Genomic DNA, 12011 nt, shown 5'->3' with positions numbered 1-12011 from the left:
ATATATATTTTTGTTATCTATGCAACCAAATTACTAAAAAAACGTATTAATTTAAAAGAAGAAAGAGGGGGGAATTTCCATTGCGAAGTAGGTTATTACTATTGGTCTCATGTTTTTTATTAATATTTAGTTTTTTACCAGGTATTCAAATGGAAGCATTTGCGGCACCAAAGCTTGATGTGAAGACATCAGTTGGATTTGCAAATAAAGGAAAATATAACAGAGGATTACCTCTTACAATAACAGTCAAGAATACAGGAACAGCATTTTCTGGCGATATCGTTATTGACTCAATGCAGGACTATAATACTGGTAGTGGTATCGCTATCCCTGTAGAAATTGGAGAAAATGAAACGAAGTCGATAGAAGTAGCATTCGAACAGTTTTCTGATGCTTACATTGGGAATGGATCAAATCAACAAATGATTCATTTTTATGAAGGTGGTTGGAAAAAGGGGAAATCTATTGAGTACACTGGTAAAGCAAATATCAATCCACAACTACTTGAAGCCGATATTCCAATTGTTTTCACATTAACAAGTAATGCGGATCGGTTATTAGGCTTCACTAAACTCGGCAAAAATAATGCAACTAGAATGGAAGTAATAGATGTTGCACAGTTAACTAACTTCACAATACCATCAAAAGCAGCGTCTTGGTCAGCGGGGGATGTACTTGTCATTGACGAATATAAATTAGCTGACTTATCAGAAGAACAACAACAAGCCATTATTGAATGGGTGAAAAATGGTGGTAAAGCAATTATCGGAGCTTCTATTAACGTAGATGCCGAAGTTGGTTTATTGAAAGAATATTTGCCGTTGACTTTAGGCGAAGAGCGAACAGTATCTAAAGAGACACTCAGAAAGTTAACAAAAGGCGGTAATTTTAAAGAAAACGTAACAGCTTACGAAGCCAAATTAAATGAAAATGCAGAAATGGTATTAGAAGCAAATCAATCTCCGCTTGTTGCTACACTTGCTGTTGGTAAGGGGGAGGTTATTCAAACGGCCTTTTCTCTAGGAAATGCTCCTTTGGCAAAAGAAGATGATTACACAAAACTTCTTGAAAAAATAGTTCCTTTGAAAGTTAATAACCAGTCGCTACAATCAACAATAAGTCAAATGAATTGGGAATTAGTCAGTCAAAATGAGATTTTTCCATCATTCCAAGTCTCTGCTATTTTATTACTAGTGATTGTTGTTATATATATATTCATTTTAGGACCAGTACTCTATTTCTTACTAAAAAATAAAGATAAACGAGAACATGCATGGTGGATTATTCCCGTATTAGCAATTGTCACTTCATTGTTCATCTTTTGGTACGGGGCAAAAGATCGTCTATTAAATCCGCAAATTCAGCAAACTGCTGTATTTAAAGTTAATGGGGATAATAGCTTATCAGGTATCTATGCATCAGCATTGTTATCAAATCGCAGTGGTGATTTTGAATTTACGGCACCAAAAGATACATCAATGACTATGTCTACTACATATTCAGGTTTCAAAAGCTTAAATGATGTACATCAAAAGGCGGTGTTGGAACAATATGCCGACCATCAATCCTTGACGATTCGAAATAGCCGGTATTGGGCTGTAAATAGCTTGGTTGGTCATACGCAAATTAAAGATATTGGTCGTTTAGATATCCAGTTAGACGTAGAAAATGGGGCTGTGAAAGGTACAGTTAAAAATAACTTCCCATTTAAAATTAAGGATGTTTCAATTTGGTCAGGTGTAAAGTGGTTGGAACTAGGTGATATTGAACCAGATGAGACATTAAAAGTAACTCAAACAATTAATGGGTCTATATTATTACCGCCTATGCAAATGGGCATGGTAGGAGTAGAACCAGCAAAAAATAAAAAAGAGCTTATAAAAAATCGACAGCAGAGTGCTCAAAACTTAGCTTATCAAATGTTAGTTGATAATGATCAACCAGCCATTGTGGCATGGGTAGATGAAGCGCTGTTACCAATTGAATTAAAAACGCAAAAAGCTGAGAGATCTTCATTGAATTTAATTGTCCAAAATTTTAATCCCAAAACAAATTTATCTGGTGAATTCGTATTACCTGCAAACGCAATGACTAAGGAGATTAATTCAACGATGGGCGGGTACGTTGAACAAACCTTTGAGGATAATAATTCTTGGTATCTTGATGATGGAGAATATGATGTGAATTGGACAATACCTGATTCCATTTTAGATAAGAAAGTGAAATGGACAGAATTACAACTAGCCAATACCGATATGCAAACTTTAACAATCAATTTATATAATGTGAAAAAAGATAAGTTTGAAGAAGTATCCGATGCAAGATCTATAGTAGATAAAGACGTATCGCAATATATTTCAAAAGATGGTCAAGTTGTTTATAAATTAATAAAGAATGTAGGGAAATATAATGATCCGAGGACTGTGTTACCAGAATTGCAATTGAAAGGAGAGGTCCAAGAATGATAGAAATTAAAGGGTTAACAAAAAAATACGGTTCTTTTTATGCTTTACAAGGACTGGATCTCTCAATTGGTGAAGGTACAGTATTTGGTTTTGTTGGAGCAAATGGGGCGGGTAAGTCAACGACATTCTCTATTTTGTCAACATTGCTGCAACCAACAGCTGGTGATGCATGGATTAATGGTAAAAGTGTAACGAAACAATCTGAGGAGATTCGTAAACTAATTGGATATATGCCGGATTTCTTTGGTGTCTATGACCAATTGAAGGCAGATGAATATTTAGATTTCTTTGGTTCAAGTTATGGTATTCCAGCAGCGGAGCGTGAGAAGTTAATTCCACAACTATTAGAACTAGTCAATTTAACACATAAACGTTATGAATATGTAGATGTACTATCACGCGGTATGAAGCAGCGTCTTTGTTTAGCTAGAACACTTATTCATGATCCTAAAGTTCTTATTTTGGATGAACCGGCATCGGGTCTAGACCCCCGTGCTCGAATAGAAATGCGGGATATTTTGAAACAGCTAAAATCAATGGGTAAGACGATTTTAATTTCTTCGCATATCCTCCCTGAGCTTGCGGAGATGTGTGATGAAATTGGTGTTATTGATAATGGGAAATTAATAGCTCATGGATCAGTCTCAGCTATTCAAACACGATTACAAGGTGAAAAAGTATTGACTGTAAAGCTGAAAAATGGTTTTGAAAAAGCTATAAGTTTCTTTGAGGAAGATCCTTTTGTAACAGGAATTGAAACAGGTGAACAGCAATTAAGTTTCCGTTATCGAGGTTCAGATGAAGAGCAAATGGAACTGTTGAAAAAAGCAGTACTTGCAAATATTCCTATATTATCATTTGCGGAAGAAGAAAAAGATTTAGAAGATGTCTTTATGGCTATTACGAAGGGAGTGGATGAAGAATGAGATCGTTGTTCACTAATCCAGTGCTTATAAAAGAACTTAAGCTAAGATTCCGCGCCTTTAAAAGCTTTTCAGGCATCATGTTTTATTTACTAGCACTTAGCATATTTGTCTTTGGTTTCATTTTTGTATCAATGGAGTTTAATTTAAGTGGTTTTATTAATTCGCAAGAAAGCGTACTTTTATTTAGTTTGTTGACCTTTGTCCAACTAGCTTTAACATTGTTCATTACGCCGGGTATGACAGCCGGTTCAATTAGTTCTGAACGTGAAAAACAAACGTTAAATATTCTCCTAACGACAGCGCAATCTTCTTTCCAAATCATTTTTGGGAAAATGAGCTCATCCATCGTTTTTTTAATACTGTTATTAATTGCAGGGTTACCAATTTATAGTTTAGTGTTTTTATTTGGTGGCGTTTCACCTACACAATTACTTGTTATCTTCGCATTTTTGATTTTGACAATGCTTGCTATAGGAAGTATTGGAGTCATGTTCTCGACAATACTTAGGAAAACTATTCTCTCTATGATAGTAACGTATGGATCGATGCTATTTTTAACAGGTGTTACGGCGTTTTTCTTTTTAATCTCAGTGCAGATGAATGTTTCAAGCACAACGGGTGTGACAAGTAACCCATCAATTTTTGCTTATTTTTGGGGTACGATTAATCCAATTGCTTTAATGATGACACTCATTAGCCCTGAAATGTTGGAGAGTTTCTATGAAGTGACGAAGATTCATTTTCCAATTTGGGCAGGTTATTTAATTTTCTATTCAATTGTAACCTTTGTCTGTCTGTTTATAGCAATCAAGAGACTACGTGTTAACATGAAAAAAGCGAAATGAGGAGGGTAATCGATGAACGGTCAAAGTCGTTTAGCACACGCATTGAAAAAGGCAAAAACGAGCCTTTTTCTTGAGCATTTATTTACTAAAATTCAGTTGGGACTACTAGTCGCATTGAGTGTTAGTTTTATATTAATGATCGTTTCTCGATTCTTTGTTTTTCCTTACTATTCACAAATTGCATTCATAGTAGCTACCGTAATTTTTGTTTCTTGGGTACTTTATATTTTGTGGACGAAGCCATCAAAAGAGCATTCAATATATGCACTTGATGGCTATTTTCCTCATAATCAATTACGAGCAGTTTTTTCGGTAGACGATACATCGACGCCATTGTTTCAACATTTATTGAAACAGACAGATGAACATGCTGAAACAGCGTTACTCAAATTTAAAGCAAGAGAGAAGAAAATTCTGAACGTACCCTTCATATTAGGTAGTTTTTTAATAGCCGTTGCGATTTTCGCTCTTACTTTATTTCCAGCAACAACGCAATTAGCTGCAAAAGATGCAGAGCAAGAAAATAAGATCATTTCAGACATGAAAAAAGAAGTGAAAAAGCTTGAGAAAAAGGCAAAATCAGAAGAAGTAAAAAAAGAACTAGCGAAGCTACAGGAAAAGCTAAAAGAAACGAAAACATCTGAAGAAGCGTTGCGTGAGCTCGTGAAAAAGCAAAAGGAATTACAATTAAAAGAGCAGCAATTAATAGAGAAAAAGGAAATAGCCAAAAGCAATGAAAAGGGCAAAGGAAATGGATTATCAGAGGCGGAAATGAAAGAATTAGCCGATTTGCAAAAAGCGAATGACTTATTGATGAATAAGGCGAAGGATGCACAAACTGCGATGAGTCAACAGGGAAAGCCACTATCTCAATCCCTTCAATCGGCGTTGCAAAATCAGCAAACTAATGTTCAAAATCAAAATCAATCGGCTACTTCAAATAGCAATGCTAGTCAGAGTTCTAATCAAAATGGAAGTAGCTCACAAAATAGTAGTACATCTCAATCAAATACGCAAAGTAGCCCTAATCAGAATGGAAAAAATCAAAGTCAAGGTCAAGGTCAAGGCCAAGGCCAAGGCCCAGGTCAAGGCCAAGGTCAAGGCCAAGGCCAAGGCCAAGGTCAAGGCCAAGGTCAAGGCCAAGGCCAAGGCCAAGGTCAAGGCCAAGGTCAAGGCCAAGGTCAAGGTCAAGGCGATGGTTCAGGTTCAAGCACTGGTCAGGGGGCAGGAATTGGTCAAGGCAATCGTAATTTGCTAGCAATTCCAGATCGTATTGGCAGTAAAGGGGAAACATCAGTAGACTCCGGTAAAATGGGTGAGGGCAGTGCTGCAGAAATTCATGAAACAGAAAAGGGCCCAGTTCACAAAGGATCAATACGACCTTATGAAGAAGTCGTTGGAAGTTATAAAGATTCGTATTTCCAAACAACAGATCGCCTGCAATTACCAAAAGAATTACAGAATATTGTTCAAAATTATTTTTCTACGATTGAAAACAAATAGAGGAGGATATCCATGTCATACACACCGGAGCAATATGTAGCGATGAGTGAAAAATTACAAGTTGTTCGAGAGGAAATTGGTCGCTTTATCGTTGGGCAGGTAGAGGCAATCGATTATACGATGTTTGCTGTTCTTGCTGATGGCCACGCTTTACTAGAAGGACTTCCAGGGTTAGGGAAAACGATGTTGATCCGAACCATTTCTGAAGTTCTTGACTTATCGTTTTCACGTATTCAATTTACGCCAGACTTAATGCCAACAGATATAACAGGTACGAGTGTTATTGAACGTTCAGTAGATGGAAATCAGCGCTTCTCTTTCCAAAAAGGGCCTATATTCAGTCAAATGGTATTAGCCGATGAAATTAATCGTGCAACGCCAAAAACTCAAAGTGCACTACTAGAGGCAATGGGTGAAAAAACAGTAACTGTTCTTGGTGATACAAAGAAAATGGCAAAACCATTCTTTGTATTAGCTACACAAAATCCAATCGAAATGGAAGGAACTTATCCTTTACCAGAAGCGCAAATGGACCGTTTCCTTTGTAAAATACTAGTCCCTACTCCATCAAAAATAGAACTGATGGAAATCATGAAAAGAACGACAGGTTCCATTTCAATTGAACTACAAAAAATAATGAACGATACAGAAATTGTTGAAATACAAGAAATGGTGAAAGGGGTAATCATAGCTGATGATATGCTTTCTTATGCGGTAGATTTAGTTGTCGCTACGCATCCAGATAGTCCTGATACGATTGATGAAGTGAAACAGTTTATCGAGTATGGTAGTGGTCCTCGTGGATTGCAAAGTATTGTAAAACTTGCAAAAGCACGTGCACTAATTAATGGTCGCTATCATGTGTCTATTGCAGATATAAAAACTGTAGCAAAACCAGCTCTCCGCCATCGAATAATGCTCAATTACGAAGGAGAGGCTGCGGGCTTACAAGTTGACGATGTACTAAATACTTTACTTGAAAAAATGAAGCAAGGGCAAGTTGTATGATGCAATCAAATTTTTTGCTGCCAAATGAATGGGCTAGTAAAATTCGCCGGTTGTCTTTAAATACAGCTACAAAAATACGTGGACATCATAAAGGAGCGAATCGGTCACAACGATTTGGAGCATCACTAGATTTCTCTGATTTCAGAGAATATCATCCAGGTGACGATGTTCGACAATTGGATTGGAATGTCTTTGCGAGAACTGAGAAATTCTTTATTAAACGCTTTTTAGATGAGCAAGAGATGCGTGTTCATATAGTACTTGATACAACGAAATCGATGGGTGAGGAGTCAAAATGGCTATTCGCAAGACAGCTAACGACCGCTTTAGGCATTATGGTGTTAAATAAGGATGATCGATTATCATTTTCATATGTATCAGACAAGCCGACACCACCATTTCGTCGCAAGGGGGCAACTTATCAAAGGGCATATGAAAAGACGGTATCAGATTTATCGGAACCGTTTTTCACCGAATCTTTTGCTGAACATGCTTTACAAACTTTGCCTAAGGATGCAACGATATTGATAATTATTTCAGATGTACTTGAACCACTTGAAAAGTGGAGCGCTTTTTTAAGTAAAACGCCGAGATTTGCAAAGGATGTTCGACTTCTCCAAGTACAGTCACCTGACGAAAAATTACCAACTTACTCTGGGGATGTACGATTAGTTGATGTTGAGACTTCATCGAGTGTAAATGTATCAATGTCACAAAATGTAATTCGATCATATGAAGAGAAACAACAGGAACATCAATTAGAGCTTGAGACAATATGTAGAAAATATGGTGTACAGCATTTAACTGTGCAAGTGGTAGACGGGCTCCAACACGTTCTATTTAATCAACTAGTCAAAGCAAAATGGTTACAGTGAGGTGAAGTAAATGGGATTTAATCAACTACCGTTTCTATTAACAGCAATCATTCCTCTAACGGTATTAACTTATTATTTTTTCCGCAAAAAATATGTGGAGAAACAAATTTCCTCCACGCTTTTTTGGGTCGAAGTAATGAAAGAAACGAAAGCTTCACCTTATTTACAACATTTACAAAGAAATGCCTTATTTTATTTGCAAATGCTTGGCCTTATTTTACTTGTTATTGCTTTATTACAGCCGTATTGGAAAACAAAATCTATTGCTGGTGATCAAATTATATGGGTAGTAGATACGTCAGCGACAATGCTATCAAAAAAAGATGGGCAAACGATATTTGAGGGACATCAAAAAGAAATGCTAGATTTAACAAATAGACTTGGCGGTAAAGCTGTTACGATTATAACAACTGGAACAGAACCTCAAGTAATATTGCGTAATGAAACTAATACTAAGACTATTCAAAACGCCGTAAAATCATTAGAAGTTACATATGCTAATGAACAGTTTCCAACAACGTTAGACTTTTTACAAACATTCATTAGTAAGAAATCAACAGTTATTTATTTGTTCACGGATGCAATAGAACGTGACCAATTACCATTGGAATTACCAGACGTTAAATGGATTGTTAAAGGGGCACCAGATAACCTACAGAACATTTCATTGCAGCGTTTTGGTGCCAAAAAAGTAGAAGGTCAGCTGAAGGCGATTACTCAAGTGAAAAATGATACGAGTAAAGAACAACAAGTAACAATCTCAATTACTAATGAGACAGGTAAAGTGTTAACAAATAAGAAAATTATTATCCCTGCAAATAAAGAAGAACGTGTTCTCTTCGATAATCTTCCTGATCAAACAGCTCTAACAGCTAAGTTAAAGGTCGAAGATGACTACAAAGTAGATAACGAAATAACCATTTTGATACAGCAGAATATATCTAAAATTTTAGTCGATCAAGGGTTACAGCAATTAGTACAAAAAGCCTTTCAGGCGATGGATTTCCCAGTAAGCATAGTACCATCGTTACAATTAGGAGATTCGAAGGATGATGCAATCATCGTTACAAACCAAACGAGGTTGTTAGAACAAAAAAAGCAACCTGTTCTTTTAATTGGGCGTGATGATAAAAAAGCAAAAGAAGTAAAGGGAGAACTGAAAACGAAGGATTCTAACCTCTTTGCTTATGCTCCAATAAAGGATGTATACGTCAATGAGTTGTATCCTGCGTTTAGAGATTATAAAACAATTGCAACAATTGGAGATGCGCCATTTATTCAAATTTCACCTGTAGGACATATTACCGTATTAGCGGATATACAAATGACAGACTGGCCGCTTCACCCTTCATTCCCTTTATTCTTATGGAGTGCAAAAGAAAGCCTCGCTAGTAGTGGTAGTGATATTGGCACGTTTTCACCGAATGAAAGACGTATTATTTCTTTGGCTGGAACAGGTGGTGGAGAAAAAGGGTATGAAATATTTACTCAAGGCGGGGAATATATTCGTAGCTTTGAAGATGGTAACAGTTTTATCGCACCTACTAAACCAGGACTCTATATGATGAAATCGGGTAATGAGGAAAAACGCTTCGTAGTTACATTACAGCAGCAAGAGAAAGTAATTACTAAAGGGACTTCATTTGAATATGGAGAGACTATGGATAAGAAAGCAACAAATTTTGTACAGCAACCCCTAGTGCCATTATTATTATTGTTGATTATTACATTATTACTAGTTGAATGGGAGGTGCAACGTCGATATGGATTTACGCATTGATCACCCCCTCTATCTTTTGTTATTCATACCAGTTCTAATGTATTTTGGGTGGGCATGGCTACAAAGTAGCAAACGTTATAATAAAGAACATAAAATTATTTTCTACATGCGTGTAGTAGCAATCAGTTTACTTATTTTTGCATTGAGTGCCCCTTATATTTTATTGCCGGTAAAGGAAGAACAAGTAGTCTTTTTAGTAGATCGTTCTGCCTCAATGGAAGGAACTGAAAAAGATATTGCGAGTTGGATTCAAGAAAGTATTGAAAGTAGTAAGGACTACCAATCTAAAGGGGTCTATAGCTTTGCTTCAGGAGTACAAACTGATCTAGGCTTAACCGCTGATAACATCAATTTACCAGTATGGCCAGCTATTAAAGATAGTGGACAAACCAATTTAGCAAATGCCTTACAGCTAGTATCCAATGTAGTAGATAGTAATAAGGCTACTCGTATTGTATTATTTTCAGATGGCGTAGAAACAGCGGGTTCAACAATGGATCAACTCAGTCGGCTACAAAATAGTAATATTCAAATTGATACAGTAAAAGTAGATAAACCAGTAAAACAAGATGTTGCCATTACATCTTTTGAAACGCCACCTGTGGCATATAAAGGTGAACGGCAACAGTTAACGGTGCAAGTTGAAGCTTCCACAAATACGACAGGTGAATTACTATTGTCGGCGAATGATAAAGTAATTGAAAAACAAAAAGTACAGTTAGATAGTGGCTCAAATACAGTTACATTCCGCCATACGGCAAAAGGTGACGGTCTCATTAAATATAAGGCCCAACTTAAAATGGCAGAAGATGCCTTCCTTGAAAATAATGAATTAACAAGTGTCACTACAGTACAAGGAACACCACATATATTATTAGTACACGGTGATGATGTGAAATCAAGTACTCTTTTTAATGTCATTGACCAAAGTACGTTAAAGATAGATGACATCTCAGCGATAGAATTACCGTCAATGCAGTCATCTTATATTGGCTATGATGCTATTATTTTTGATAATGTCTCAGGGCATTTAGTCGGAGAAAAGAAAATGGCGATGATTGAACAGGCAGTGAAAAACTTTGGGATGGGATTTATGATGATTGGTGGGGAAAATAGTTTTGGGCTCGGTGGATATTTTAAAACGCCGATTGAAACCATTTTGCCTGTTGAAATGGAAGTGAAAGGTAAAGAACAAATTCCTTCTCTAGGCTTAACAATTGTCTTAGACCGTTCTGGGAGTATGAGTGGTAACAAAATTAATTTAGCAAAAGAAGCAGCTGCACGCTCAGTGGAATTATTGCGTGAAGATGACACATTTGGATTCATCGCGTTTGACGACCGTCCATGGGAAATCATACCGCCAATTCCGTTAGAAGATAAGCAGCAGGTGATCGAGCAAATTTTATCTGTTGCACCAAATGGAGGAACCGAAATTTATACTTCATTAAGCTTAGCTTATGAACGTATGCAAGATTTAAAGTTACAGCGCAAGCATATTATATTGTTAACAGATGGTCAGGCAGCCACAAATAGTTCCTATGATCAACTAATTGAAGAAGGTAAAAAAGCGAATATCACACTTTCTACAGTTGCAATTGGCCAAGATTCTGATCGAGGTTTACTTCAATATTTAGCTGAAGCAGGAGCAGGTCGATTTTATGATGTGGCGGATGAAGAAACAATTCCGTCTATATTATCTCGTGAAACGTCGATGTTGACTCGCACATATATTGAAGACAATCCGTTTTATCCCATCATAGGTGGAGGGACGAAATGGCAAAGTCTATTTAAAGATGGCGTACCGAAAATGAATGCTTACATCGCTACTACAGCAAAGCAAACGGCTAATGTCATTGCTGAAAGTGAAAAGGATGATCCTGTTCTTGCTGAATGGAAATACGGACTAGGAAAGACAATGGCCTTCACATCAGATTCCAAAGGCAAGTGGAGTGGAGATTGGGCTCGCTTTCAAGGGTGGTCGGATTTTTGGAACACGACCGTGTCAGAGCTACTCCCTGCTTATAATGAGGTACCCTATAATATCCAACAGCAAAGCGACGGTTCTTTTATCGTTTCAGATCCGACAGCAAAATCTGCCTTTATGGACATAGTTGTTGTAGATGAAAAAGGTGAAGAGTTATCAATCATAGAAGAACCATTAGCGCCTGGAAAAACACGTGTGAAATTTGATCATGGACCTGGATTAGTATTCTTCAGAGTTTCAAATGATGAAAAAGGTATGTATCAAGCGGGACTGACTATCCCTTATAGTGCAGAATATAAAATACAGCCAGACAATACGAAGTTATTAAAAGAGCTATCAACAAAAACTAATGGTAAAGAACTAACAGATCCAGAGGAAGCCTTTCGTAAGCATACTTCTTCGAGTTCAAACCAACAGAGCATTGTACAATGGTTGGTATTAACTGCAATGTTATTGTTCTTTATCGATATCACATTAAGACGTTTCGGCTTGACTACATTACTTAATATTCCAAAGGGCATTCGTAGAACAAAAAAAGAAACCAAACATGGAGAACACCTCAATGTTGGCGAACTGTTAAAAAATAAAAAAACACGTTAAAAAGGCAGCTCGAGATTGAGCCGCC

General features: G+C 36.8%; 8 protein-coding genes. All 8 read left to right on the top strand.

Going from position 1 to position 12011, the window contains the following annotated elements:
* The first annotated feature begins 80 nt into the window (after nucleotides 1-80).
* Genes MKY02_RS17510 through MKY02_RS17475 form a run of 8 tightly spaced genes read left to right on the top strand, consistent with a single transcriptional unit; the run spans nucleotide 81 to nucleotide 11986 of the window.
* On the top strand, nucleotides 81-2465 hold the full coding sequence (locus tag MKY02_RS17510) for a DUF7408 domain-containing protein (protein WP_051448681.1): 2385 nt from the start codon (nucleotides 81-83) through the stop codon (nucleotides 2463-2465).
* Complete coding sequence (locus tag MKY02_RS17505) at nucleotides 2462-3391, top strand: ABC transporter ATP-binding protein (RefSeq protein WP_076034047.1); 930 nt, start codon at nucleotides 2462-2464, stop codon at nucleotides 3389-3391. Before MKY02_RS17510 ends, MKY02_RS17505 begins: the two co-directional genes overlap by 4 nt.
* On the top strand, nucleotides 3388-4236 hold the full coding sequence (locus tag MKY02_RS17500) for an ABC transporter permease (protein ID WP_038183546.1): 849 nt from the start codon (nucleotides 3388-3390) through the stop codon (nucleotides 4234-4236). The genes MKY02_RS17505 and MKY02_RS17500 overlap by 4 nt, the downstream gene beginning before the upstream one ends.
* Nucleotides 4237-4248: 12 nt before the next feature.
* The gene (locus tag MKY02_RS17495) at nucleotides 4249-5739 is read left to right on the top strand and encodes a hypothetical protein (protein ID WP_340711571.1); all 1491 of its coding nucleotides are present in this window, start codon (nucleotides 4249-4251) and stop codon (nucleotides 5737-5739) included.
* 12 nt (nucleotides 5740-5751) lie between these two features.
* Nucleotides 5752-6747, top strand: coding sequence for an AAA family ATPase (locus MKY02_RS17490; RefSeq protein ID WP_076034046.1), 996 nt, complete (start codon nucleotides 5752-5754; stop codon nucleotides 6745-6747).
* Nucleotides 6744-7622 (top strand): DUF58 domain-containing protein, encoded by an 879-nt coding sequence (locus tag MKY02_RS17485; RefSeq protein ID WP_246832428.1) that lies wholly within the window; start codon nucleotides 6744-6746, stop codon nucleotides 7620-7622. The genes MKY02_RS17490 and MKY02_RS17485 overlap by 4 nt, the downstream gene beginning before the upstream one ends.
* A 10-nt stretch (nucleotides 7623-7632) precedes the next feature.
* Complete coding sequence (locus MKY02_RS17480; RefSeq protein WP_340711570.1) at nucleotides 7633-9402, top strand: vWA domain-containing protein; 1770 nt, start codon at nucleotides 7633-7635, stop codon at nucleotides 9400-9402.
* On the top strand, nucleotides 9386-11986 hold the full coding sequence (locus tag MKY02_RS17475; RefSeq protein ID WP_076065449.1) for a VWA domain-containing protein: 2601 nt from the start codon (nucleotides 9386-9388) through the stop codon (nucleotides 11984-11986). Before MKY02_RS17480 ends, MKY02_RS17475 begins: the two co-directional genes overlap by 17 nt.
* The last annotated feature ends 25 nt before the right edge of the window (nucleotides 11987-12011 follow it).

This window comes from Viridibacillus sp. FSL R5-0888 (assembly GCF_038009105.1).
Classification (GTDB): Bacteria; Bacillota; Bacilli; order Bacillales_A; family Planococcaceae; genus Viridibacillus; species Viridibacillus arenosi.
The sequence above is the reverse complement of the archived record's forward strand: the minus strand, read 5'-3'. Positions and strand labels throughout refer to the sequence as shown.

Bases quoted from the DNA above. Each gene is read 5' to 3' on its own strand.
- MKY02_RS17475 (WP_076065449.1), top strand. From the start codon at position 9,386: ATGGATTTACGCATTGATCACCCCCTCTATCTTTTGTTATTCATACCA.
- MKY02_RS17505 (WP_076034047.1), top strand. From the start codon at position 2,462: ATGATAGAAATTAAAGGGTTAACAAAAAAATACGGTTCTTTTTATGCT.
- MKY02_RS17490 (WP_076034046.1), top strand. From the start codon at position 5,752: ATGTCATACACACCGGAGCAATATGTAGCGATGAGTGAAAAATTACAA.
- MKY02_RS17500 (WP_038183546.1), top strand. From the start codon at position 3,388: ATGAGATCGTTGTTCACTAATCCAGTGCTTATAAAAGAACTTAAGCTA.
- MKY02_RS17495 (WP_340711571.1), top strand. From the start codon at position 4,249: ATGAACGGTCAAAGTCGTTTAGCACACGCATTGAAAAAGGCAAAAACG.
- MKY02_RS17485 (WP_246832428.1), top strand. From the start codon at position 6,744: ATGATGCAATCAAATTTTTTGCTGCCAAATGAATGGGCTAGTAAAATT.
- MKY02_RS17480 (WP_340711570.1), top strand. From the start codon at position 7,633: ATGGGATTTAATCAACTACCGTTTCTATTAACAGCAATCATTCCTCTA.